Below are 26,475 nucleotides of genomic sequence, written 5' to 3' on the forward strand. Positions count from 1 at the left end.
CGACCTAAACTTCTCTCATCTCTCTGCTGGGCTTGGCACTGCTTTGCACGATATGGGAAATGGATTTCGCGTAAGCCCTGATATAGCTACGAGCTATGGCTCTAGTATGTGGAGATTGCTTACTTTGAGCTACGCTAGAAGAAGCATAATGGTGCAAAATATCATCGATACGATGACGACAAAGACATTTCATAGCGATAGGTATTACAATCAAGAAGTAGAACTTCGCTTACTCCAATACGATATGTCGCGCTTGACAAATCGCAGCTCTAAGTTTGCCAAGCAAACGCGCAAAAACCAAAAGAAAGTAGACAAGATGCGCGATAAGCTAGCCAAGCTAACCCTCGAGCAGTCCAAAGGACAAAATCTAGACAAAGGCTATAACAACTTCGAGCTTATCGACCAGCTAGATGCGATATTTATCCCTTATACGGGCAGGCGCGATTGGAGAGTATTCCTCGTGCCTTATGCAGCGCATAGCTATGCCCAGCTAGGCATAGCCGATGCCACAGAGTGGGCAGGAGGTGCTGTGGCTGGGGTGCAGCGCAACCTCAAAGGACAAGGAATCCTCTCTACCTACCTCACTTATGAATACGCCCACGCAAGCACTGAAATGCTAAGCGCAGAAGCCATAATGCAGACAAACTCACTGCAAGGGGGAGTAAGCTATTTTAAAATCTTCCCTATCACAGGCAAGGTGTGGGAAGCCACCCTAAAGGCAAGCGGACGAGTAGGAGTAGATATGCCACTGCTTAGTGCGCAAAGCCCAGTGCCAAATATCAAGTTTAACCTCGTATCAAACAAAAAGGGGCTAGACACACCGCTAATGTGGAGCTTGGGCGCGGAAGTGCGCGGGGGACTTACATTTTATCAATTCAAACAAAACAGCTATGTAAGCCCTGAAGTCGGGCTAAGCTACGATGTGCTAAGCCCACTAGATATGAAGCTAGAAAAGGCAAAATATCAACTAGGTGGTAATGAATACTATCCTAGTCAGTATTGGCACTTGCCTCAACTAAGTGCGAGTGTGAAATACTACAAGGTATATGGCAATATGTTTCGCACAAACTTCGTAGCAGGGCTTAGATACAATATGCTAAACACACCCACAGCGAAATTTAAAATCGGTGGGCTGTCCGGCGAGGGCAAAATCGCACTACCCGCAGTCTATGGCTACCTAGACTTAGACCTAATCTGGGTAGTGAAGAAAAACCACGAGCTAAGCGCGGGATATAATGGCGTCTTTTATGCAAACAAATTTGGCAAAGATGTGATGGATAAGTTTAACGGCGTAAGCACTTCGATAAACTTCAAATACGCGCATTGGTTTGGCGGGACTGACTATGTAAAAGATGCTGATGGCAATGCTATCTCTCGCTCCGTAGCAGAGGGCAAGTCTAAAAAGTCCAAAAAGTCTAAGTCTAAAAAATCCAAAAAATCCAAGAAAAAAGTCTACTATATCGATGGGTAAGTGGGCTTAGAATCTTAAGATTTCGTCATTGTAAATGCACCCCTCCCTAAATCCCTCCCGCAAGGGGAGGGACTTTTTTGGTGTGCAACACTATTTTTGGTAGGCAATCCTAATATTCCCCCCTCCTTGCAGGTAATAGCAACCTCAAAGAGTCCCCTCTCCCTTGCGGAGTTGTCGCTCTCTTTCCCCCTCCCTTGCGAGTGGTAATCTTTAAGATTCCCCCTCCCTCTGCGGAGGGGGATAAAGGGGGTGGGTTCTTTCCCGTCATTGCGAGATTCCGTGCGAAAGCGTGGAATCGTGGCAATCCATAAGAAAGGCAAAGACATAGATTGCCACGAACGCTAAAGCGATTCTCGCAATGACGGCTTTTTCCGTGTTTTTACTAACGCAAAAGATACCCACCCCCAAACCCCCTCCGCAAAGGGAGGGGGCTTAAAGAAGCCAAACACGGTTACTCTAAGATGAGGAGGTTTTGAAATAGCAAACCAAATTAGTTTGTCATACTTAAGGGCATAGCCCGAAGTATCTCAAGCAAAACAAAAAAGAGATATTTCGCTTGCGCTCAATATGACAATACGCTTGTCATTGCGAGCAAACAAAGTGAGCGCGGTAATCTATTTCTTTTTTTGTGGATTGCTACGATTCTACACTCTTAAGCAAAATCTCACTTGAGAGGAATCACTAGATAATCACAAAAGCACAATATCGCATTTTTGCATTTTCCACAGCCATAGCGGTCTTATACATCTCCTTTTTGTAATGTTTGGGTTTTACAAAATATAAGATTTTGCTTTGGGGAGTGCGTAGCTTAGTAAGTCTTTTGACTTATTTTGCAAGGCACAAAAAGCAAGCAAAACCTTAAGCATAGCTCCACATTCTCTCTCGTTGGTGCTATGCGCAAGGCATTTGCGCTATGGTTGTGGGAAATGTAAGATAAGTGCGAGCGTAAAACACGCGCAAGACAAATGCCACCACTGCTAGCAAATACGGCATTTCCGTCATTACTAAAGAAACTTCGGCTTCGCCTTGTTTTCTAAAGAAGCCAAAGGCTTTCTAAAGAAACTGTGCTACGCTTGTTTTGCGAGCAAATGAAATGAGCGTAGCAATCTACAAAATCAAAAATAGATTGCCACGAATTTGACAAGTCAAATGCTCGCAATGAGAAAAAAAATATTGTCATACTTAAGGCTTTGGCCGAAGTATCTCAAAAACAAAATAGAGATATTTCGGTTTCTACGAAACCTCAATATGACAAATCAATCGTCATTGCGAGCGAACGAAGTGAGCGTGGCAATCTATTTCTTTTTTTTGTAGATTGCCACGAGAATCCTTGCGGATTCTCTCGCAATGACGGAAATGCTGTGTTTGTTTGCGGTTGTTGACTTTGCTTGAGAAGCGGAGGTGGGATTTACCCACCCCCTAGCCCCCTCCGCAAAGGGAGGGGGAACTGATTGGCTTGCCACGAGTTTTTCCGCTCTTTTGCAAATGCAAAAATCCCCTCCCCCACAAATCCAATCCACCCCCTAAAATCTAGCAAGATTCCTAGCTAGCAAAGCTACCTACGCCTTGATAGCTTTTAGAAAATCTTTTAGTCGTTGTTTTGCTTCTTTTGATTCTATGATGATGAGTGCTTCACAAAGCCCGATTCCACCCCCCTTGCCAAGTAGCCCAAGTCGCAGCGCAGGCATAAATTTCCCTAGCTTTAGCCCACTGCCTTTGCCCTCACTGCTATCATCACTACTTCTTGCCCCCTCGCTTCCAAACTCCTCTACAAACTTATGCAGATATGCTTCCATTTTCTCCACACTCTCAAACGCTTCATAAAAATCCTCCCTTTCCACTAGCTCGCCTAGAGCTTCTAGTGCGAGAGAATCTAGCTTTTTTAGCATTTTTTCATCATAGCCATTTCCACCCTCCGCGCTTGGTGGGCTAAATATCTCACGCCACTGCGCACTAAACTCTATCAAAGTCTTGCTTCTATCTTTTAGCAAGGCATATAGCATATCTCGCTTTTCTTTGTCATCTATGCGCTCCACACCAAAATCACTTAGTAGCCCCTCTAGTCGCTCGTTATCACACTGCTTGATATAGTGCTGATTTAGCCATAGGAATTTCTCTTGATTATACCTGCTAGGAGAGCTTCCAAGTGCGTCAGTGCTAAATAGCTCTATCATTTCTTGCAGTGAAAAAATCTCTTTGTCCTCATAGCTAAAGCCAAGTCGCACCAAAAAGTTTAGTATCGCTTCAGGCAGGTAGCCCATAAGTTTGTAGTCCATTACCCCCATAGCACCATCGCGCTTAGATAGTTTTTTGCCCTCTGGATTTAGAATCATCGGTATATGAAAAAATTTGGGCAGGCTAAATCCTAGCGCGTTGTAGATGATGATTTGCTTTGGGGTATTGCTCGTGTGGTCATCTCCCCTTATGACATCGCTCACACCCATAAGTGCGTCATCTAGTGCCACGACAAAGTTATAAGTAGGGCTTCCATCAGAGCGCATAATGATAAAATCATCTAGCTCTTTTGCGCTGATAGTTATCACGCCTTTTATGCCATCTTCAAATGTGATTTCGCCATTTAGGGGGGCTTTTATGCGGATTACGGGTTTTATGCCTTTTGGTGGAGTGCCACTAAAGTCCCTATATCTGTTGTCATACTTAGGTGTCTCTCCACGCGCTCTTTGCTCCTCACGCAGGGATTCTAGCTCCTCCTTGCTCATATAGCAGTAGTATGCTTTCCCCTCATCTATGAGCTTTTTTGCGTATTTGGCATATATCTCAAATCGCTCGCTTTGATAGACTATGCCGTTATTTTGTGCGGGGGCTTGCTCGCTTTTGTCGTGCTCTAGCCCCACCCACTCAAACGACTTGATAATCGCCTCTGCTGCGTCTTTTGAATTGCGAGATAAGTCCGTATCCTCTATGCGTAGCAAAAATTTTCCGCCATTTTTGCGAGCGTGGAGGTAGTTAAAAAGTGCGGTGCGCAAACCCCCTATGTGCAAATACCCTGTGGGGGAAGGCGCAAATCGTGTAACAACCATTTTGATTCTCCTCTTATTTTTGTGGTTTTGTAGCTTTTTGTAGATATTGCTTTTTGGCATTTGATTTTGGCTTTTTGCATAAATCACGGCAATTTTTTGAATAAGCGATTTTAGCAGAATTTAGCCCACTTTAGAATCCTTTTATAAAATCCATAAAGCAATTTTAAGTCATTTTGCGCTAGTATTTTGCCACTTCGTAAGCCCATACTTTAGAAATATCACACCATAGAATATCACAAAAGGCTAAAATCCAAATGTTTCTAACGATTCTCTACATCATCGGTATAAGCGCGGAAGCTATGAGTGCCACCCTCATCGCAGGACGGCACAAAATGGACTTAATCGGTGTGCTTTTTATCGCGCTTGCTGCGGCTATCGGTGGGGGGAGCGTGCGAGATGTGCTTTTTGGGCACTATCCGCTTACTTGGGTAGCCCACCCCCAATATGTCATCGTAGTGTGCGTAGCCGCACTTTTTACGACATTGATTCCGCGCGTGATAGCTAGACTAGAGAGGCTGTTTTTGGCACTAGATGCGCTCGGATTAGTCGTCTTTGCAGTAATCGGCGCGGAAGTAGTGAGGGTAGAGCTAGCAAATATGAGTGAGGAAGCGCAAACTTATGGCGTGGTGCTAGTGGTATGCGGAGCGGTGATAACGGGCGTATTTGGCGGGGTTTTGCGTGATATATTTTGCGGTGTAGTCCCGCTAGTGTTTCGCCAAGAGCTATACGCATTTGTAGCAATCATAACAGGTGTGCTGTATTACTTGCTGATTTTGTGGGGGTTTAGCGTGCATAATGCAAGTATCATCTCGCTAATATCGGGCTTTAGCCTGCGAATGCTAGCGATACACTACAAACTAGGTGTGCCGATATTTTCCTACGAAGATGAGCCCAAAGTCCCAAAGCAGAGGCGAAGCGAAAAATAGATTTTATGATTTTGATTTGTTAGATTTATCAAAGCATTAAAGGAGCAAATATGATATGTGTGTTTGATATAGAGACCGTGCCAGATATAGAGCTAGTGCGACAATACTATGAGCTAGATTCTAGCCTAAGCGAAGTGGAAATATGCCAACACGCCTTTAGTGCCCAAAAAGAAAAAAGCGGAAGCGAGTTTCTCCCTATCTATTGGCATAGGGTGGTAAGTATCTCTAGCGTGATATGCGATGAATATGGGAAGTTTATCAAGGTGGGAAACTTCGGCAAAAAAAATGCAGAATCAACAGAGACAAAATCAAACGCCGATTCTAGCGCGTTTGCCCATCTAGCAGATGAGAGGGTGATTTTGAGTGATTTTTTGCGATTTATAAACTCCAAAGAACCACGACTAGTTAGCTTCAATGGCAGAGGGTTTGACTTGCCTACGATAATGCTCCGCGCAATGAAATACAATCTAAGCACGTTTGGCTACTTTGAAAGTGAAAACGCGAGCAAAACAAAAAACAAATGGGAAAACTACCGCGCACGGTATAGTGAGAAATGGCACACGGATTTGCTTGAGTGCTTGGGGAATTTCGGTAGCGTGAGAAATCTAAACCTTGATAATGTCTGCAAAATGCTAGGAATTGTCGGTAAATACGAAGTAAGCGGGGGAGATGTGTATAGCCTCTACTACGACAAAAAAGACATAGAAAAAATCGATTTTTACTGCCAAAGCGATGTGCTAAATACTTATTGGCTATACCTAAAATACGCAATCCTAAAAGATGAGCTACGACTAGAAGACTACGCAGGAATCCTAGAGGATTTCAAAGAAAAGCTACCAAAAGATAGGGAATACAGCCAAGCATTTATCGCAAATATCAACGCAGAGCTAGGGAATATAATAATATAGCCTTTATGCAAAACATTAAATCCTATATTTTATGCCCTTATCTTATTTACAAATTGTTTTTTTTTTTTTTTTGTCTAATGCGATTTACAAAGGTTTATAGAGGCTACTTCGTATAGTGTCTATGGCATTGCTCATATTATCCCACAAGGACAAAAATGAAAAAAATCATAGCGGGAGTTTTGCTAGCTGCTTGCCTAGCATTTGGGAGAGAAGCGATATTTGGCGATATGCTAGATGCTATCGTTTATCTTGGAAATGGCTATTTGGAAGTCAAAAACAATCAAGGCAGGACTATCAAGCTCCCCTCGCATCTCTACGGATACAAAATAATGTTTGAGGGACTAATAGATAGGGATAAGTCAAAGCAGTGTATCAGCTACAAATCCCTGCCCCAAGCCCAAAAAGCTAGACTCGCACTATGGAAGTGGAGCGACACCATAGAGGGACGCTCTACCTACCCCTACCAAGACGACAGACAAAAGCAAATAGAGCGAGAAGCGATACTACTAAATGACATAGCCACAGGCACAGACAAATACAAAGAATGCCAAAAGGTAGTCATAGCAAAGGCAGGAGAGATGATAGACAGGCTATTTTCACTTTTTCAAAGCTATAACAAACCTCAAGCGACTACCGCCTCATATCAGCCTCAAGCGACTACCACTTATGATGTCGGTTATTGGATACAAAAGATAACCAAAGCAAGAGATATAGCAAAAAATACAAAGGAATACAAAGAATGTCAAGCGGTAATGGAAGAATTTTCTAATTGGGAAACAAGGAGACTTTATCTTGAAAGATTTGAAGTTGAGTATGAGCAGCGAGACCCTTTATCATATTATGAAGATGTGTATAGAGATATTTTTGATTCAGATAGAATTGTTTTATCGCTAGAACAAGTAGAAGCGCAAAACAAAAAGCTAAAAGTTACATCTAATGACATAATTGGCGAGATATGGGAACAAATTTATAAAATACAAGAAAATTTGGAAAAATCTTTTTTTCAAAAACTGAAAGCATACGAAGCTAGCAAAGAATACAAAGTGTGGAGAGCGCTAGAAAAGCAAACGCTAAAATATGCGTATAAAAACTTAGAATCTAGCAGCGAATGGCAAACGGTGCTAGTAGCACTTAAGCAAGCTTCTTTAACCAAAGAATATCAAGAAATGACAAAAGCACAAAATGCTGTAAGGGCGACACAGGCTTTCAAGGAAACAAAAAAAGAAGCGGAAAGTAGAATATATAGGTGTGATAGAGAAGGTTGCGGACCTTACCAATGGAGCAGGGAAGGAGTAAGAGACTCAAAGGAATTCAAAGTATGGAAAGCAGCAGATAAAGCATACAAAGCTACAAAAGAATACAAAGCAGCGGAGTCATTAGCACAATCACAAAGAGAAAAATTGCGAAATGAATTTAGAGCAATAGAGCTAGTGAAAAAAGAAATAAAAGAGGGTATAAAATATATTGCAGAATCTATAAAAAAAGATTTTATGGTGATACCACGACCTTGTGGTTTGGCGACTTCTTTGAGTATGGCGTGTTTATATGGTTATTATCTCATACCAAAAAATTGGGAGGATGATTTATGGTATGGCAAAGAGACTACCTATGATGAGCTTGGCAGAATAGAAGACGAAGGCTTTGAGATAGAATACTATTGGGAATATTAAATACCCCCAACACATAGCGTGATAACCTCACAAAAAGGCTTATGGGGATTTAGAAAGTTACATATCACAAAATACTTCTGCCACAAAATCTGCATAATTATTTTTTGACGCGCGTTGATATTTGAGATTCGCAAATGCTTGTGGCTATTTAGGCAGTCAATGATTCTTGTATTTGTGATTTTGGCACTTACAAAATGATTTATGTATGTGGTAGCTTTGTGAAATCAAAAAACTTGCTATCGCTTTGCATAAATTCACTAAAAGCCACTATGCTTGGCAAATCTCCATACCCCTCCAAAATCAAACAATCCCCACCTACGAAGTGAACTGCAATGTCTTTTCCCTGCGTGCAAAAATATGTTATATGTTCGGTATTTACATAGTATGAATTAGCATATATGTCTACTTCGCCATTATCCTTTTGATTATCTTTAAGCCTAATCTCTTTTAGCATTTTTGTTCCTTTGTGATTTTGTCTCTATAAGCGCGAAAATATCTTTTGTGCTTATAGACTGACTTGACAAAACGATACTACAAAAAAAAAAAAAAAATGAATTACCAATGTGGAAAATGATTAAGTAGATTTTGTGAGGAACTTTGTGTGATGATTATGTAGCTTGTCGTATTTGAGGTTTTATAAAATTGCCGTATTGATATTTCATAAGAAACTGCGCTATGTTTGTTTTACTAAAGAGGCCAAAGGCTTTCTAAAGAAACTTCGCTTCGCTTGTTTTCTAAAGAAACTTCGCTTCGCTTGTTTTGCGAGTGGACACACTATGGGCATAGAAATCCACGCCCATCGTCATTGCGAGCGAACGAAGTGAGCGTGGCAAAACAAGCGTAGCGCAGTTTCTTTAGTAATCCACAAAAAAAGAAATAGATTGCCGCGCAAGTCTTGCGACTTGCTCGCAATGACGATTGTTTTGCTACGCTGACTAAAGTCGGCTCGCGATGACGGGAAAGAACCCACCCCCTTAGTCCCCCTCCGCAGAGGGAGGGGGAAATAGATTGCTTCGGCGAATTTACAATTCACCTCGCAATGACGAAGACTTTAGCAAACTATCAAAGTCCTAGCTCTATTTCTTGTGTTTTGTCATCTTTGATAAAATCCTCAAATGCACTAAGGCTTGCGCTATCCCCATATCCGCTTAATCGCAAGTAAGCACCGCCCACAAAGTATATGACAAGATAGCTTTTGCCACTCTCTGCTTCGCCATAAAAATGCGTGATATGCTCGCTATTTACATAGTATGAGGCGACACCGCTTTGTGCTTGAATGTGTATAGTTTTTAGCATTTTCACTCCTTTTTGTGGTTTGTGTCCTTTTTGTGTCCTTTGCACAATCATCACCAAACATTCTACCACCAAATAAACAAAATGCAAAATCTCACAAAAAATTGCGCTATTTTTCTACTTGATTTTTGCCATTATGAGCGCAAAAACACCAAAATCGTTTCTAGCACATCTTCATCATCTTTGCTTGGGCTAGTAAGTGAGATTTTAGATTTCTCACTAGAGCGTTTGCCAAAATCCCTACTAGAATCGCCATAGCTTGCACTAGATTCTAGCTTAGAATCCGCGCTAGATTCTGGTAGCTTCATTGATTGTCTAAACTCCACTTGTATGTTTTGCTCATAGTGAAGTATCTTTGCCACACCACGAGATTGTGCCAAAATCTTTATCACTATTAGCTGCAAAAATGCTCTACTCATCTCATCTAGCTTGCCAAACCTATCCTCTATCTCACGCTCTATATGCGCTACTTCGCCCACCTCCTCACATAGCGATAGTCTGCGGTATATCTCTAGTCGTAGCCTATCGCTTGGGATAAGCTCGGGGTTTAGATACGCGCTGACATTTAGTCGTAGCTCTACGCCTTTGTCGCTTTCATCATCTATCTTGCTTCCGCTTAGGATATTTATGGCTTCTTCTAGCATTTTTAGATAGAGGCTAAGCCCGATATTTTTGATATGTCCGCTTTGGGATTCTCCTAGTAGATTCCCACCACCGCGAATCTCCAAATCGTGATAAGCGATACTCGCACCACTGCCTAGATAGGAGTTGCGCTCTAGGGCGAGTAGTCGCTTTTTTGCCTCTGTCGTTATGGACTCTACACTTTCTATGAGAAAGTAGCAAAACCCCTCTTTGTCCCCTCGCCCCACGCGACCACGCAGCTGGTGCAAATCCGCTAGCCCAAATCTATCTGCACCATCGATAATGATTGTATTTGCATTTGGCAAGTGTATGCCAGACTCCACGATAGCCGTGCAAAGCAAGATATGATATTTTTTTAGCATAAAATCACGCATTATTTCTTCGGTATCATTCGCACTTATGCGTGAGTGAAGCACTGCTATGGATAGATGAGGAAAAAGCTCTGCTAGCTCGGACTTTAGGGCTGGAATCTGTGCGATATTATTATGCACATAAAATACTTGCCCACCGCGCCGCACTTCGCGAGAAATGATTTCTTTTAGCAGGTGTGGGGATTTGGTTTTGATAAAAGTGCGAGAGTCTTTACGCTCTTTTGGTGGGGTTTCTAAGCGAGATAGTCCTTTGATTTTAGAGAGTGCCATATTTAGCGTGCGAGGGATTGGCGTAGCTGACATACTTAGGATATGAGCATTTTTGCACATCTGCTTTAGTCCCTCTTTTTGCTTCACGCCAAACTTATGCTCCTCATCAATAACTACAAGCCCAAGTCGTAAAAACTCCACACCAAATGCACTATGAGTGCCTATAAGCACATCTATTTGCCCCTCTTTGCACGCTTTTAGGATTTCGCGTTTATCTTTGGCACTACAAAATCTATCAAGCCTAGCGATACGCACTCCAAGCGGGCTAAGCCTAGAATCTAGCGAAGCAAAGTGCTGGGCGGCAAGCAAAGTCGTAGGCACGATAAAGGCACTTTGAAAGCCGCTTTTTTGCACGGCATAAATCGCATTCATCGCTACTTCTGTCTTGCCAAACCCCACATCCCCGCTTAGTAGCCTATCCATTACCACACCACTTGATAAATCCTCATAGATTTCTTTTATGGCGTTTTCTTGGTCATCTGTGAGGGCAAATCCGCTTGAGTGCCTAAAGACTTCTAGCTCGGGTGGATTTGTATCGATTTGCAAGCCCTTTGTGAGATTTCTTTGCGCAGCTAGCTTGATGATAGAGTCCGCTAGCTCAAAAAGTTTGATTCTAGCTTTTTGCTTTAGCTTAGCAAAGCTACCCTTGCCTAGCCTATCGACAATGGGTAGAGAGCCACTAGAAGCGATATATCGCTCAATTAAGTGTAGGTTTTCCACAGGCAAAAACAGCTTATCCTCGCCCTGATAATCAATAGCGATAAAATCACGCACCGCACCCAAAATCCTATCTTGCACGATTCCACGAAAAATCCCTATGCCATATTCGCTATGCACGACATATTCGCCGACATTTAGCTCATCAAGCTGAAGTTTGGGCTTTTTGCGCGTCTTAGCATAGCTTTGGGCTGGATTTAGGCTTAGCACGATTTGGTGCGGTGTGGCAAAATTCACATTTGCATTTATAGGCAAAATCTCTATATTTGTATGCGCTTTTTGTAGCTCTTGTATGTTTAGCGCACTCAAAATCGCCTCACTATCGCATAGTAGTGTGATTTTTTTGTGTGGATTGTGTGTGATTATAGGAAGTAGTGAGGAGGCATAAAAATCTATATCCGTGTAGTCATTGGCAATTTGCAGTAGTGGCAATGACTTTTTTGCACTATGCCAAAAGCTATCTAAATCTTTGCGAATGGAGAGAATCTCATCTAGCTCATTTAGTGCATTTGACGTGATAATCGTGCTAAATCTTTGTGGCAAAAGGCAAGAATCTATCCCTGCTTTGTCCAAAAACCAAAGCCCGCAAGAAAGAATATCCTTGCTAAAAACACTATCGCTAGAATCTAGCGCATTCTCTATCGCTTCTAAAAGTGCACTACACTCCCCCTCACTAAGCGCAAAAAGTGCTGGTGGCAAAGTGAGGCAATCTAGCTTTGCGTCTTTGTCGCTTAGCTGGGTTTGGGTATCAAAGGTGCGAATATCCTCGCACTCATCATCAAAAAAACTTATGCGATATGGACGCGACAAAGGCGGATAAATATCAATAATATCCCCCCTAAAACTTACTTCACCCTCCATTTCGATGACTTCGACAGCTTCATAACCATAGCACAAAATCTTAGATTTTAGCTCCTCTAAATCGTATTGTTTTCCCACTTCCAAGCAAAAACTTTGTAAGTGTTTTTGGGAGGGGATAGCATAAAGCAAGGAGTAAATAGGTGCTATAAGTAGCCTATCATCTCTCTCATAAAACTCACGCAAAATAGCCAAAATCTGCAAAATCTCGCCATAAAAACTACGCAAATCCTCGCCCTTGCTAAACCTAGCTTCTGGCAGAAGTAGTGGGAGAGAAAAAGGTGCTTTGCTAGAATTTTGTGTGGGTTTTTGATTTTGGGGTGGATTTTGTGCTAGATTTTGTGAAGTATTTGCAGGATTATGCGTGCTTTGGGCGCATACAAAGCGAGCTAGCTCATAAGCCTGCCTTGCCTCTTTTTCATCAGCGACAAGGAGGATTCTAGGAGAAGTGCCGAGGTTATCAGCACTTTGGAGAAGTCTATACAGATTTGCTTGTAGCATTTTTTGTAGCTGATTGCATACCTTTTATTTTGCTCTCTCCTATAAATACGCCTTTTTTCTCTATGACTAGCTCGGTAGAGGTTATCACCCCCTCAAACCGCCCTTGTGAAGAAATCTCCACTGTATCACTCTCTGTCAAGCCTTTTAGCTTACCGCTTACTACAAGTTTGTTGGCATATACTTCGCCGTCTACTTGCCCGTTTTTGCCTATCATCACGGCGTTTTTGGAGTCGATTTTACCCTCAAACTCCCCATCAATATGCAAATGACAATCTGTGGTTATGTTGCCTTTTATGCGCGTGCCTTGCGCTATTATCGTAGCTGCACCCGCCTTTTGGGCTGCTACTCCATTAGATTGTTTATCGTCGCTAGTAAAGATTGCCATTCTATGCTCCTTTCTTTTGTGAAGATGAAATCAAAGTTTTTCATATCCCATTGCACAAAATTCATCGGCTGTATGGGATTGTCCAAAAACCGCACTTCATAATGCAAATGCGGTCCCGTGCTTACGCCTGTGTTGCCACTTTTGGCGATAAGCTGTCCTTTTTTGACGAAAGTGCCAGCTTGGATAAGCACAGAGCTTAAGTGTGCATAATATGTTTTAAAGCCAAATGAATGGGTAATTTTAACTAATTTTCCATATCCGCCATTGTATCCACTATCTGCAAAATCCACCACGCCATCAGCCGTAGCATACACAGAAGTGCCAATAGGAGCGGCTAAATCTAGCCCCGTGTGCTGCTTCCACTCACCTATGAGCGGGTGAAATCTAGGTCCAAAAGCCCCCGCAAGCCCAAAAAAATTGTTCCCTAGTGGATTTCCATTTGGGATAAATTTCATAAAAAACGCTTTTTGTGCCCCCGTGATACTTGCGACATTTATGCGCTCTAGCAATTCCTCATTTGGGACATTATTCACACCGATTTGCTCTTCTAGGCTTCCCACTTTGTCGCTTGCTATGGTGATTTCTTCCATTCGTTGGTTGATTTCCTCATAGAGTGCGGCATTTCCTAGTAGCATTGTTTCGTTGCGCTCTTTGATAAGCGAGGTTTTTTCATCAATGTTTTTTATCTCTGCGCGAAACACACCCAGCGAAATAGCAATAAAAAACATAGAGCTCAAAAAAAACAACAACACATACAAAGAAAGCTGACGAAAAAATATACTGACATTGATAAATCGCGAGCCGTCCTTGCTCGTTATCATTAGCACAAGTCGTTCATCAAAGTTCATAACTTGTCTTTATTGATGAGATTGGAAAGACTTGCGAGTGTTTAAATCTTTGGCAGAATCTAGTTTTTGCTGTGCGGAGCTTAAGCGGAATTTTTGAAGTTTGGCTATGTCCTCCATAGCCCATACTAGGTTTTTCCAGTCGATTCCATCTCGTTTGTGGAAAACCACTTCAAAATTATCTATACTCCATTGCGCGTAAGTGGTTGGATTTAGGCGATTATTCAAAAAGCTGACTTCATAGTAGAGCTTATCGCCATTACTTCTACCGCTAGAGCCACTATACCCGATAAGCTGCCCTTTTTGCACGAAATCTCCCTTTTTGATTACGATAGAATCCAAGTGTGCATACAAAGAGCCAAATCCAAAAGAGTGCGTAAGCCTAATGACATTCCCAAAGCTCGTAACGCCGTGCTCTTGGACAAGCACCACTACGCCATCAGCTGTGGCATACACAGGTGTTTTTTTCTCCGCCATATAGTCCATTCCACCCTCTGCGCCACCTATTTCGCCTAGTGGGTGGTATTTGTTATTGGTAGTGGGGACTTTGGAGCGGAAGTTTTTTAGTGGGTCGCCATTTGGGATAAGGCTTAGGAGGAGTTGTTTTTGTGTATCGCTTAGATTTTCCAAATCCACTTTTGTGATTTGGGCGATTTGCTGTGGCTTCGCGCTATGGGATTTTTGCAAACTCATAATATCTTCTAATCTGCCGATTTTAGAATTTACCGCGCTTAGCTCATCGGTTTTTTTGCGGATTAGGTTTTTTAGCACGGCATTTTTTTGGTAGATGGAGTGATATTCTGCTATGGCAGAGTCTTTTTGCTTAGCGATACTATTGATTTGGTGCATAAGTAGATTCATCGCTAAGAAGCTAGCCAAAAACAGCACAGAAATCACAGCTATGCCTATCAAAATGAGCTTTTTCACATTTCGCGGAAGCGCGAACTGCTTTGAGCCTTTTTCATCGACAATAGAAACGACTAATTTATCTTGCAACATTATAAATCTCCATAAAAGTTTTTACCACGCTAAAAGAGCCAAATACGACATAATCTTTATCCGCTCTCATAGAATCCACTCCCTCAAAGATTCCATATTCTATGCCAAGATTTTGGGCTATGTTTATTAGTTTGTCTTTGGGGAGGATTCTACTATGGCTTACTTCCAAAATCAAAAGCCTATCAATAGCTGGCTTTAGTATCCCCAAAATCGCGTTCGCATCCTTATCAAAAAATGTATTATACACCAAAATGACGCGTTTTTGTTTAACAATTTGTAAAATAGAGTGCGCACAATGCGCATTATGCCCGACATCTATCAAAATATTTGGCGCAATATATTGTGCCCTAGCAGGCAAATCAAATCGCGTTAAGCTAGCAAAATCCACTCCAATCCCGATAGATTCTAACGCCCTATACGCCACAAACAGATTTTGCTTCAAAAAAGGTGCTAGATTTTGCGAATACTCATAAAAATTCTCTGTCAAACGCGCTAAGTGCTCTAAAGGTGTTGGTTTATCAACTTCATCAAAAATATTTTCTACAAATGTAAGTTCTGCCCTCTTTTGCTTAGCGATAGATTTTGCGATAGAATCGACTTCTTTGTAGATTTGGTGGGCAAGCAAAGTGTGCTTACTCATCGCCTTTAGCTTGGTTGTGGCGATTGATTCTATGCTATTTCCAAGCATATCTTGATGGTCAAAAGAAATAGGCGTAAAAACACTCAAATCAGCTTGCAAAACGCTCGTGCTATCAAACTCCCCACCAAGCCCCGCTTCACACACGAAATAATCACAATCTTTTGCCAAATAAAGTGCCAAAAATGTCGCGTATTCAAAATAGCTTGATTGCTCTATGATAGGGAATCTTTGTAGCCACAAATGTGCCTTTTCTAGCTCGCTATCATCTGCGATTCTATGCGTGCCTTTATGCGCGTTGCCACAATCTTTAGCACAATTTTTCTTGCTAGAATTTGCACTGCTAGATTTCGCACTCAAGTCGCTATTTGGGATATTTGCGAGATAAAACCGCTCATTAAACCTAAACAAATGTGGCGAGGTAAAATGCAGGACTTTATAGCCATTTTGCGCTAGCCCAAGCGTGATAAACCGCCCTGTGCTTCCCTTGCCATTTGTGCCTAGTATGTGGATAATAAAGGGCTTGTTTTGTGTGCTAAAACTACACCGCTCCTTGCTCTGTGGAATCAAAGATTCTAAATCTTTTTTAGATTTTGCGCTTTGTGCGTATAGCTCCTCTAAATGTGGCTTTAAAACCGCATAGATTCTATGCACTCTTTTTGTATCAAACGGCGCGTATTCTGCCCCCTTTTGCTCCAAAAACCTATCCAAATCGCTCAAAACAAAACTCCAAATACTTTTTTACAAACAATACAAACAATGCTTTTTTTTAGCGACTTTTTGCATTTTTTACCACTTCTATGCTTTTGCCTTTTTGCAAGCAATGCCTTTTATAAAAGCCTTATAAAAACCTAAAATCTCTATCTATATTGCCCCTCATACGCCATCATCGCTACAAACCTATCAATAGTTTGCAAAAATGCCTGATTTATCGCGTAATATCGGTTATTGTGCGTTGTCAGCGGATTATCTAGCGAGATATTGTAGTCAAAATACCCACTACCGCTCACACTTCGCTTGTTGCCTTTTTTGTCATCATAAGTGTAGGTGGTAAAAACACTCACGCGGTAGTAAGTCGCAAAAGCATCGCTACTTACAGCTATGTGAGTATCTGTGATTTTGTCTATATCTATGGTGATTATGCTATCGCTTTCATCAGCATTTGCGATTTTGTTTTGGAAGCGAGAGATGATGATTTTGTTAAACTCATCTTTTAGCTCTACGGAATTTTCAGGATTTGGCAAATTTACATTTAGCTTTACAAACACACTATCGCCAAGTGCTTTTTGAGCAAAACTAGCAGATGGCACATAGCCACAACTACTTAGCAAAACCCCCATAAACGCACATAAATACAATCTGCCAAGCCTACTAAAATGCTTGATAAAATGCACACCAAAAAGTGCAAAAAACCTTTTCATAGAGTTTGCAAAATATTTTTCAAAAATTTTTGCAAAAGCACAATATTTTTTTACAAAAGCACAAAACAATCTGCCAAATACATTTTTCATTTTACTTCTTTATAGATTTTAGTTTTTTAAGCGACTACAAAATTCACAAGTTTGTTTGGCACAAGGATTTGCTTTTTTATCTCCTTGTTTTCTAGCCATTTTTGCGCACTTTGCCTAGCCAAGTCCAAAATCTCTTGCTTGCTTGCCTGTGCTCCCACACTGATTTCAGCGCGCTTTTTGCCATTTATAGTGATTGCAAGCGTGATTTGGCTAGATTCCAACGCCTTTTTGTCAATAACAATCGGCGCGAAATTCTCCCTGCCAAATAGCTCCTCGCTTAGCTCCCACGCGATATGCGGGATAATAGGCTCTAAAATATTTAGCAAAATAAAATACCCCTCCGTCCAAATCTCGCTATTTAGCGCGTTTGGCTCTCTAGATTCTAGAACGGTGAGTGCGTTTAGTGCCTCCATACACGCCGCGATAAGGGTGTTGAAGTTATAGCCATTTGCGCGTTTTTCAAACACAGCTTGGCTTTTTTGGGCTGCTTCATAGACTTTTTTGCGTGCGTTTTTTTGCTCCTCATTTAGCACACTAGCGTCTATTTGCGGCAGTGAGCGCGTCTTGCTAGCGTTTTTTGCCCTCTCATAGAGCCTACGGATAAAGCGATATGAGCCATCTACCGCACTATCATTCCACTCTAGCTCACGCACAGGTGGCGCGGCAAAGAGCACAAAAAGCCTAGCACTATCCGCGCCATATTTGGCTATGAGTGCGTTTGGGTCGACTACATTGCCTTTTGACTTGCTCATTTTCGCGCCATCTTTTAGCACCATACCTTGCGTTAGCAAGTTTGCAAATGGTTCATCGATTTTGACATAGCCCAAATCGCGCAACACTTTGGTAAAAAACCGCGCATACAGCAAGTGCAAAATCGCGTGCTCAATCCCGCCTATATACTCATCGACATTAAGCCAATAGCGCAACGAATCCTCATCAAACGCACCCTTTTCCCACAGCTCTCTTGGCGTGGTATAGCGCAAAAAATACCAGCTTGATTCCACAAAAGTATCCATAGTATCGCTTTCCCTCAAGGCTTTTGCGCCACATTTTGGACACACGCAGTGCTTCCACTCACTATGTTTATCAAGCGGATTGCCCTCGCCATCGATGATAATATCATCAGGCAGGGTTATGGGGAGATTTTGTATCTTTTCAGGCACGATACCGCACTTCTCACAATGCACCATAGGGATAGGCGCACCCCAATACCGCTGACGCGAAACACCCCAATCGCGTAGCTTGTAGTTGGTAACGCCTTTGCCTAGAGTGCGTGATTCAAAGTGGGCGATGATTTTGGCACGGGCTTGCTCGCTCTCACACCCACTAAACTCCGCAGAATCCACAAGCACGCCGTCATTTACAAAAGCCTCTGTAAGTTCTTGCCCTGTTTCATTTGCTTGCTTTTGTGCTTCGCTTTGTTGCGCTTGCTCATTGCTCAATTTTGCGCTAGATTGCGTGCTAGAAGTTTGCGTGTCGTGTTGTTTAAATTCTGACTTTGCCACTGATTTTACCACGCGCTTTATAGGCAAGGAGTATTTTTTGGCAAACTCCAAATCCCGCTCATCGTGTGCGGGCACAGCCATTACCGCGCCACTTCCATACTCTATTAGCACATAGTTTGCCACCCAAAGCGGTAGCTTCTTCCCTGTGAGCGGGTGTGTGAGGCTTAGCCCCAAATCAAACCCTATCTTTTCCGCGCTCGCCCTTGCACGCTCGCTCGTGTTTTGCATAGATTTGATTGCCTCACTTACCTTGCTTTCAAGCACTCCTAGCTCTAGCACGCGCTTGACTATGCTATGCTCGGGTGCTAAAGCGCAGTAAGTAACGCCATAAATCGTATCAGGGCGCGTGGTAAAAACCCGCACTCTACAATCCTGCTCCCCAGCCTTTAGCCCTAGCTTTTTAAGCGAGGGGGAATCAAGCTCCAAATCAAACTCTAGCCCCCGTGATTTGCCTATCCAATTTCGCTGCATTGTGATGACTTGATTTGCCCAATGCCCCTCTAAGCCCTCCAAATCGCGCAATAGTTCCTCCGCATACGCCGTGATTTTCATATAGTATTGACTCATCTCTTTTTGCACCACAGGCGTATCGCACCGCCAGCATTTGCCATCGATGACTTGCTCATTTGCAAGCACGGTCTTATCATTAGGACACCAATTCAAAAACGCTTCTTTGCGATAGATAAGCCCTCTCTCCCACATTTGGATAAAAAACTCCTGCTCAAAGCGCGTATAGATAGCATCGCTCGTGGCAAACTCGCGCTCTTTTGAGAAACTAAGCCCTAGAGATTCTAGCTCCTCTCTCATCGTATCAATGTTTTCATAAGTCCATTTTTTGGGGTGGATTTTGTGCTTGATAGCGGCATTTTCCGCAGGCATACCAAAGCTATCCCAGCCCATAGGGTGTAGCACATTGTAGCCCATTTTGCGATAGTGTCGCGCTAGGGCGTCCCCTATGCAGTAGTTTCGCACGTGTCCCATATGGATTTTCCCGCTTGGGTAGGGGAGCATTGAGAGGATGTATTTTTTGGGCAGGCTAAAATCTACTTGGCTACACTCGTTGTGCGCTTTGTTGCTTGTTTTTTTGTTCGCTACTTCGCTGTTGCTCGTTATGGTGTTGCTTGTCTTATCGTTATGCGTTTTGTCGTTGTGTGCTTCGCTGTTGTGCGCTTTGTCATTTGTGTCGCTATTTTGCTTGCTTAGTTGCCCTGTGGGGTTGCTACTCTTTTTTGTATGCAGTGGCTCAAAGCAGGCATTTTCCCGCCAAAACCCCTGCCACTTTTTTTCGATAGTTTTAGGATTATAATCTTGCATTATCTCGCCTTTTATTCTTTGGGAGGATTCTAGATTAGTAGTCGTTATCCTGCTTTTGCGCACTCTCTATAAAAAGCAAAATGAGTGAAAAGATATTTGCCATCATCGCACCGATGACAAATACATAGGCAAGTTTTTCGTTGTGCAAAACTTGCAGTATGCCAAACGCAGGTAGCAAATGAAAATCTGCCACAATTGAGCTAGCAAAAAGCTCTGAAGATAGTTTCTTGCGCACGCCGATTTTTAGCGTGGTGGCGATGAGGTTTAATGCCACAGCTACAAAGAGTATCGCCACATCAGGCGCAAACAAAAAACCCGCTGTCGAAGTAGCACTGCTAAGAGTGAAAAATATAAAAACGATTTTGCCCCAATCCATTACTTGCTCCTTTTTGTTAATTTGAGATAATTTTGTCTTTTTGGTGTGCTTTATGCAATCTTTTAGTGCTTTTTTAAGGTTTTATATTATGCTAAAAGATTTTAGATTCCAAAAGATTCTAGCATTTTGTAATGCTACTTCAATCCTTCTAAAACAAAGCTAGCAGGGCTTTAGCCCCGCACCCCTTGCACAAAAAGACAGATCTATGCAACACCCACAAAGCTAAACGCGTCCTCCTTCATATTGGGCTCTCATCTTTGCCCTATCTTGTGCTCTTTTTGTTTTCATCATTTCTTTTTTGTGATAATCCTCAATATTAAACCCTAGCAAAACAGCGAGCTTTGGCGCGACAAACATAGAACTATAAGTCCCCACTATCACGCCCACAAGCATAGGCAAAGAAAATCCCACGATAATCGCACCACCAAAAAGATACAGAGTAAGCACGACAAAAAACACCGTTAGCGAAGTCAAAAGTGTGCGTGAGAGTGTGTGAGAAATGGCTTCGTTGATGACTAGGGTAATGTCATTTGTTTTATCGGTCAGCATTTTTTCACGGATTCTATCAAATATGATAATCGTGTCGTTTATGGAGTAGCCTATAAGCGTTAAAAGCGCGGCTACCACTTCCAAATTTAAATCAATATCAAAAACTATCACGCTTGCAGCAGTCAAAATCACATCGTGGATAAGGGCTAATATCCCAGCAAGTGCGAATCGCCACTCATAGCGAAAACTTACATACACCATCATCGCTACCAATGCCATAAGCAAAGAGATGATTCCTTTTTGACGAAGATCATCGCCCACTTGCGCCCCCACAGAATCAAGTTTGCGTATCTCAAACTCCCCCCCACTAGCCTTGCTAGGCTCAAGTAGCTTCTCTAAGATAGGAGCGATATTTGCCCCCTCTAAAGCATCATTGTGCGGAATTTTGATAGAGATTTCCTCTTTGGTGTCAAACTCACTAACCCTAACCCCCTTAAAGCGCGAATCAGCTTCTAGCAATCCTCGCACTTCCTCGATTGGAGCTTGCTTCTCATAGCGAATCTGCCCTGCACTTCCCCCAGCAAAATCTATCCCCGCACTAAATCCTTTGAAAAATAGCAAAGCAAATGCCAAAGCTAGCAAAAATATGCTCGCTATAAGCCCATAGTTTGAATATTTGACAAAATCAAAAACTTTCACTTTTTTGAATAATTCCATTTGCTATGCCTTTGCTTAAGATTTTTGTGCTTTATTGCGTTGCTTAAGACTTTGCGCTAGATTGCGTGGTGCTAGATTTTGAGCTGTGGGACTTTGTAGGGTAGCTAACCCCAAACCAAAATCCCATTTTTTCACTTTTTGCCAAATATGGAAGCAATGCCTGATAAACCCCTTGCGTGCCGATAATCGCCGTAATGATAGAAGCCAAAATCCCAATCCCCGTAGTAATAGCAAAGCCTTTTATCGCGCCCGTGCCATAGGCATATAGCAAGACAGAAGCGATAAGTGAAGTGATATTAGAGTCAAAAATCGCCCTAGAAGCATTCACATAGCCTATTTGTATTGATTTGGCTATGCCCTCGCCTGCGCGAAGACCCTCTCTTATGCGCTCATTTATGATGATATTTGCATCTACTGCCACACCCACAGTAAGCACGATTCCAGCCATACCGGGTAGCGTCAAAGTCGCTTCAAAGATTGCCATTACGGCAATGATTAGTGCAAGGTTTATGATGAGCGCACTTGAGGCGATGACACCTGCCATACTATAATACACTATCATAAATCCCACCACCAGCACAAATCCACCTATCAATGCCATCATAGAATACCTAATAGAATCCGCCCCAAGACTTGGTCCCACACTGCGCTTCTCTAGCACAGCTAGCGGAGCGGGCAGTGCACCAGAGCGAAGTGTGATAGCCAAATCTGTGGCTTCTTCAGGGGTGAAACTCCCTGTGATTTGCCCGCTAGAGCTTATACGCGCTTGGATAGTTGGCGCAGAGTAGATTTTGTTATCTAGCACGATTGCCATTCGCTTGCCGATACTCGCTCCAGAAAAATCTGCAAATCGCTTTGCTCCAGCAGAATTTAGCTCAAACGCAACCGCAGGGCGATTATTTTCATCATACGCCACTCTAGCATTGGTAATCATTGAACCATCTAAAATCGGCACAGCTTTTAGCAGCAGCTTTGGTGTGCCATTTGGATTGTATTTTTTATAAGATTCTGCTTCTTTGGTGGTTTCAGCATATTCCAATATAACATCTCCCAAACTTTGGGCTTCTACATCGCTCATAGACTCTACGCGTGAGTTGCTTCCCTCATCGACTGCCATTAGCTGCAAAAATGACGCCTTAGAGATAAGATTTCGCACGCGCTCTTCTTGGGATAGATTTTCTTGTCCGGGGATTTCTACTAGGATATTATCTCTGCCCTGACGCGTTACGCTTGGCTCGGCTAGTCCAAATTCATTCAAACGATTGCGAATGGTGGCTATGGCTTGCTCTAGGGCTTGATTTCGCACTTCTTGTAGCTCTTCAGGTGTCATCACCACCGTGTAGTGCAAATCGCTAGAATCATACTTCACACCACGCATACCGCCCAAAATATCATTAAGTCCGCTTGTATCATCACTATCTATCAAATCAAATTCCACGCTTGATTCAAGTGCTTGGAGAGAATTTAGCAAAATATCTTTTTGGCTTGCCTCATACTCTATGCTAGAAGCCATAGAAGCATAGCGAGACTTGATAGCCTCATCAGTATCCACTCCTAGCAGCAGATTTAGCCCACCTTGCAAGTCAAGTCCAAGCGTAATCTTTGGTCCCTTTGTGTCAAAAAAGCTAGGCACACAAAAGGCTATACCAAAGATAATGGCTATGATAAATGTCAAAAGTCTAGGATTATTTAGTGGATTGTTTAGTTTCATTTGATTACTTTTTTGTGATTATTTGTGATTACTTGCTAGAAGTTACCTTGATTGCATTGCCTTTGCTAACTTTGCCCTACTGCGCCAGCCTTGTACCAACGCCGTATCAACACTTGCATAGCGCATAGCAACCTTTTGTTTACTCATTTTACTAGCAGGTTTTTATAAAGATTGGCTATTTTTTGGGTTGAGTGCTACTAGATTCTGCGCTATCATCGACTTTGAAAGAAACAAAATCTTTTGAAAGCCTTGCTGTGCTATCATCGCTTAGCCTTACGCTAAAAAATGTATCCTCTACCTTTATCACTTCGCAGACAAAGCCACCTGTGGATACGATTTTATCGCCTTTTTTTAGGGATTCTATCATTTCTCTGTGTCGCTTTGCTTGCGTGCGCTGCGGGCGGATAAGCAAAAAATAAAACACCGCAAAAAGCACGATAAAAGGAATAAGTGCCTGAAAAATCTCGCCAAAATTGCTACCCATTTTGTGTCCTTTGTTTGTGGAATGTATTTTATAGATTTAAGCGCGTTTGCTTGATAATCCAAACGCGCTTAAAACAAAGTCGTTATTGTAACACTTGTTTTATGTATTTTTTTTTACTTTTGATACCAAAAGCAAAAAAACCGCCCCTACAATCCCAGATAAAATCGAGCCACTAAGGATACCGATTTTAGAAACATTTGTCGCTATCTCAAAATGCTCACTCCCACGGAAAGCCAAATCAGATACAAACATAGACATCGTAAAGCCTATGCCCCCTAGCATTCCAGCTCCCAAAATCTGCACCCAAGAAATTCCGCTAGGACGAGCTGCTATGCCGATTTTTTCACATACAAATGTGATGAGGAATATCCCCAAAGGCTTGCCGATAAGTAGCCCTAGCACCACGCCTAAAAACACCTTATCTACGCTAAAGATATGGCTCAAATCCATATCTGCACCACTTAGGCTAACCCCCGCATTTGCAAACCCAAAAAGAGGCATTATCACAAATGCTGCCCACGGCTGCAATGCCCTCTCTAGTCGTCCTAGTGGACTTTGGACAGATTTTAGGCTATTTTTTATCGCTCTCAAACTAGCTATTTGAGATTCGCTCAAAAACTTTTGCGTGCCTTTGTTGTCCTCATCTTCATCAAACCTATCCGCCGTATCTTTGACAAGCGGGGCAAATTCTGCAAACGAAATCTTAGGTCGCACAGGAATACAAAACGCCACTGCCACTGCCGCAATCGTAGCGTGGATACCGCTATAATGAACTGCAAACCACAAAAGCACACCTACACAAAGATAAGGAGTAAGAGATTTTATGCCAAATTTATTTAGTGTGATAAGCCCACAAAGCAGTAGCACTGCCAAAAAAAGCCACCCCAAGTGCAAGCCACTCGCATAAAATATCGCTATGACAACTATCGCACCCAAGTCATCAACCACAGCAAGTGTAACCAAAAATACCTTTAGAGCCATAGGCACACGGCTTTTTAGCAGCATTATCACCCCAAGCGCAAAAGCAATGTCTGTCGCCATAGGTATCCCAAATCCGTGTGCGCTAGGTGTGCCTGCATTTAGTGCAAAATAAATAATCCCCGGGACAATCATACCTCCAAGTGCAGCAAGTGCAGGGAAAATCGCTTTTTTGAAGCTAGCCAGCTCTCCTGCGACCACCTCACGCTTGATTTCTAGCCCAACCATAAGAAAAAACACCGACATAAGCACATCACTTATCCACTGATGAATACTAAAGCCCACAAAAAAGCTACCATCTTCTGCGCCAAATCCAAGTGAGTGTGCACTCAAAGATTCTAGCCAAGACGCGTTTGGAAAAGCGTGGATAAGCCCTTGTGCTTCCACTCCAAGCCTTATGTGCCAAAAGTTGAAATAATGCTCGCTTAAAGGCGAGTTTGCCACTATCATCGCTATGAGTGCTGCAAAAAATAGGATTATCCCACCTAATGCTTCGTTTTTCAAAAAGCTTGCAAAAACTTCACGCAAGCCGTGTGCTTCTATCCTATCACTCCTGCTTCCTAGCCTCTCCATTCATACTCCTTGTGTTTTGAATTTAAATATGCTTATTAGATTGCTAAAAACCAAAATTGTATCAAAATCAAATCTAAAATCAGTTTAAACCTCTCCAAACATTGCTTAAAGATTTGATTTTCTGCCCACAAAATCTAGCAAACTTAAAAACTTCATCTTGCAAAGATTTTATAATATATTTCAAACAAAATCCAAAGCCCAAAAATGCCTAGCACAATAATAGTGCAACTATATAAAAACCTAGCACAAAAAGCCAACAAAAGCTAGTGTGTGGACTACAAGCTATGATTTGGTTTTTGTGATTTTGCTATAAAATCTAGCTAGATTTTATAGCGGATTTTTAGTCGCGATGACACTAGCGGATTATTCCCCCTTTTGCTTATCCCAGCACAAAATCGTCTTGCCCTCATCATCTTTGGTTACATCTCCCATACCCATTATGTTGTATCCCGCATCAACATAATGGATTTCGCCTGTTACGCCATTTGCCAAATCACTTAGCAAATACATAGCAGAATTGCCAACATCTTGAGTGCTGACATTGCGCTTAAGTGGGGCATTGATTTCGTTATATTTGAGTATCATTCTAAAATCCCCTATGCCACTTGCCGCAAGGGTTTTGATAGGACCTGCAGAGATAGCGTTTACGCGGATTCCGCGTGTGCCCAAATCACGCGCAAGATAGCGCACGCTAGATTCTAGCGCGGCTTTTGCCACACCCATCACATTATAGTGAGGGACATATTTCACTCCACCAAGATAGCTAAGCGTAAGAACAGAGGCGTTATCCTTTAGCATAGGTAAGCAAGCGCGAGTAAGCGATAGTAGCGAATACACCGAAGTGCCAAGCGCAATGTCAAAGGCTTCTCTTGTGGTGTTGATAAACGCATCTTCTAATGCTTCTTTGGGGGCATACGCCACAGCGTGGACAAGGAAATCTATCTCGCCAAAGCTAGATTTTAGCTTATGTGCTAGAGAATCTAAGTGAGTTTGGTTATTTACATCTAGCTCTAAGACACAATTTGAGCCAAACTCCTGTGCGATAGGCTCTACTCGTTTTTGTAATGCTTCGTTTAGATAAGTGAAAGCCATTTGTGCGCCTTGCTCGTGGCAGGCTTTTGCTATGCCATAGGCTATGGATTTGTTGTTTGCCACACCTACGATTAGTCCCTTTTTGCCTTGTAGTATCATCTTGCGTGCTCCTTTGTGCTTAGTATGTGTTTGGATAGAGTGGATTATATCAAAGAAATATTAAGCAAAAGTCCTACGAAGTGAATAAAAGT

The 26,475-nt window shown here is 42.3% G+C and carries 23 protein-coding genes; 4 read left to right on the plus strand and 19 right to left on the minus strand.

Annotated elements, in window-relative coordinates; translation table 11 throughout:
• Positions 1-1,471, plus strand: a 1,471-nt coding sequence (locus tag CQA40_RS11215) for a hypothetical protein (RefSeq protein ID WP_181882885.1), incomplete at its 5' end; no start/stop codon positions are given.
• A gap of 109 nt (positions 1,472-1,580) precedes the next feature.
• Here CQA40_RS11215 and CQA40_RS11220 read toward each other — a convergent pair.
• From CQA40_RS11220 to gltX, 4 genes are all read right to left on the minus strand, one after another.
• Positions 1,581-1,739 (minus strand): hypothetical protein, encoded by a 159-nt coding sequence (locus CQA40_RS11220; protein ID WP_181882886.1) that lies wholly within the window; start codon positions 1,737-1,739, stop codon positions 1,581-1,583.
• On the minus strand, positions 1,736-1,873 hold the full coding sequence (locus tag CQA40_RS11225; protein ID WP_181882887.1) for a hypothetical protein: 138 nt from the start codon (positions 1,871-1,873) through the stop codon (positions 1,736-1,738). Before CQA40_RS11225 ends, CQA40_RS11220 begins: the two co-directional genes overlap by 4 nt.
• A gap of 861 nt (positions 1,874-2,734) precedes the next feature.
• Positions 2,735-2,887 (minus strand): hypothetical protein, encoded by a 153-nt coding sequence (locus CQA40_RS11230; RefSeq protein WP_181882888.1) that lies wholly within the window; start codon positions 2,885-2,887, stop codon positions 2,735-2,737.
• Positions 2,888-3,030: 143 nt separating this feature from the next.
• Positions 3,031-4,572, minus strand: a complete 1,542-nt coding sequence (gene gltX / locus CQA40_RS07765) for a glutamate--tRNA ligase (RefSeq protein WP_258864503.1) — start codon at positions 4,570-4,572, stop codon at positions 3,031-3,033.
• A gap of 194 nt (positions 4,573-4,766) precedes the next feature.
• Here gltX and CQA40_RS07770 point away from each other — a divergent pair, with 194 nt between their 5' ends.
• The 3 genes from CQA40_RS07770 (at position 4,767) to CQA40_RS07780 (ending at position 8,016) form a co-directional block, all read left to right on the plus strand.
• Complete coding sequence (locus tag CQA40_RS07770) at positions 4,767-5,438, plus strand: trimeric intracellular cation channel family protein (protein WP_115520314.1); 672 nt, start codon at positions 4,767-4,769, stop codon at positions 5,436-5,438.
• Positions 5,439-5,488: 50 nt separating this feature from the next.
• Positions 5,489-6,346, plus strand: a complete 858-nt coding sequence (locus CQA40_RS07775) for a 3'-5' exonuclease (protein WP_115520315.1) — start codon at positions 5,489-5,491, stop codon at positions 6,344-6,346.
• A 155-nt stretch (positions 6,347-6,501) separates the two neighbouring features.
• Positions 6,502-8,016, plus strand: a complete 1,515-nt coding sequence (locus CQA40_RS07780) for a hypothetical protein (RefSeq protein WP_115520316.1) — start codon at positions 6,502-6,504, stop codon at positions 8,014-8,016.
• 199 nt (positions 8,017-8,215) lie between these two features.
• Here CQA40_RS07780 and CQA40_RS07785 read toward each other — a convergent pair whose 3' ends face one another.
• The 15 genes from CQA40_RS07785 to fabI all read right to left on the minus strand — a co-directional run bounded on the left by CQA40_RS07785 (position 8,216) and on the right by fabI (position 26,383).
• Positions 8,216-8,470, minus strand: a complete 255-nt coding sequence (locus CQA40_RS07785) for a hypothetical protein (protein WP_115520317.1) — start codon at positions 8,468-8,470, stop codon at positions 8,216-8,218.
• 608 nt (positions 8,471-9,078) lie between these two features.
• Positions 9,079-9,312, minus strand: a complete 234-nt coding sequence (locus CQA40_RS07790; RefSeq protein ID WP_115520318.1) for a hypothetical protein — start codon at positions 9,310-9,312, stop codon at positions 9,079-9,081.
• A gap of 131 nt (positions 9,313-9,443) precedes the next feature.
• Positions 9,444-12,668, minus strand: a complete 3,225-nt coding sequence (mfd, locus tag CQA40_RS07795) for a transcription-repair coupling factor (RefSeq protein ID WP_115520319.1) — start codon at positions 12,666-12,668, stop codon at positions 9,444-9,446.
• Positions 12,646-13,053: a polymer-forming cytoskeletal protein gene (locus CQA40_RS07800; protein WP_115520320.1), complete on the minus strand. Its 408-nt coding sequence runs from the start codon at positions 13,051-13,053 to the stop codon at positions 12,646-12,648. Before CQA40_RS07800 ends, mfd begins: the two co-directional genes overlap by 23 nt.
• Entirely contained in the window at positions 13,011-13,901 is an 891-nt protein-coding gene (locus CQA40_RS07805; RefSeq protein ID WP_023927130.1) for a M23 family metallopeptidase, read from the minus strand. The genes CQA40_RS07800 and CQA40_RS07805 overlap by 43 nt, the downstream gene beginning before the upstream one ends.
• A 9-nt stretch (positions 13,902-13,910) precedes the next feature.
• Entirely contained in the window at positions 13,911-14,897 is a 987-nt protein-coding gene (locus CQA40_RS07810) for a M23 family metallopeptidase (protein ID WP_023927128.1), read from the minus strand.
• The gene (locus tag CQA40_RS07815; protein WP_220271905.1) at positions 14,884-16,254 is read right to left on the minus strand and encodes a Mur ligase family protein; all 1,371 of its coding nucleotides are present in this window, start codon (positions 16,252-16,254) and stop codon (positions 14,884-14,886) included. Before CQA40_RS07815 ends, CQA40_RS07810 begins: the two co-directional genes overlap by 14 nt.
• A gap of 140 nt (positions 16,255-16,394) precedes the next feature.
• Complete coding sequence (gene lptE / locus CQA40_RS07820) at positions 16,395-16,874, minus strand: LPS assembly lipoprotein LptE (RefSeq protein WP_034560762.1); 480 nt, start codon at positions 16,872-16,874, stop codon at positions 16,395-16,397.
• 197 nt (positions 16,875-17,071) lie between these two features.
• Entirely contained in the window at positions 17,072-19,864 is a 2,793-nt protein-coding gene (locus tag CQA40_RS07825; protein ID WP_115520322.1) for a leucine--tRNA ligase, read from the minus strand.
• A gap of 34 nt (positions 19,865-19,898) precedes the next feature.
• A complete protein-coding gene (locus CQA40_RS07830; protein WP_023927121.1) occupies positions 19,899-20,240 on the minus strand; it encodes a DUF6394 family protein in 342 nt (113 codons plus the stop codon).
• Positions 20,241-20,462: 222 nt separating this feature from the next.
• Positions 20,463-21,446 carry a protein translocase subunit SecF gene (secF, locus tag CQA40_RS07835; protein WP_115520323.1) on the minus strand — a complete coding sequence of 328 codons (984 nt, stop codon included), beginning with the start codon at positions 21,444-21,446 and terminating at the stop codon, positions 20,463-20,465.
• A 43-nt stretch (positions 21,447-21,489) separates the two neighbouring features.
• Complete coding sequence (gene secD / locus CQA40_RS07840; RefSeq protein ID WP_115520324.1) at positions 21,490-23,157, minus strand: protein translocase subunit SecD; 1,668 nt, start codon at positions 23,155-23,157, stop codon at positions 21,490-21,492.
• Positions 23,158-23,332: 175 nt separating this feature from the next.
• A complete protein-coding gene (yajC, locus tag CQA40_RS07845; RefSeq protein ID WP_115520325.1) occupies positions 23,333-23,641 on the minus strand; it encodes a preprotein translocase subunit YajC in 309 nt (102 codons plus the stop codon).
• Positions 23,642-23,740: 99 nt separating this feature from the next.
• Entirely contained in the window at positions 23,741-25,192 is a 1,452-nt protein-coding gene (gene nhaA, locus CQA40_RS07850; RefSeq protein ID WP_115520326.1) for a Na+/H+ antiporter NhaA, read from the minus strand.
• Between the two features lie 363 nt (positions 25,193-25,555).
• Positions 25,556-26,383, minus strand: a complete 828-nt coding sequence (gene fabI / locus CQA40_RS07855) for an enoyl-ACP reductase FabI (protein ID WP_115520327.1) — start codon at positions 26,381-26,383, stop codon at positions 25,556-25,558.
• Positions 26,384-26,475: the final 92 nt, after the last annotated feature.

Source organism: Helicobacter sp. MIT 01-3238 (assembly GCF_003364135.1).
Classification (GTDB): domain Bacteria; phylum Campylobacterota; class Campylobacteria; order Campylobacterales; family Helicobacteraceae; genus Helicobacter_B.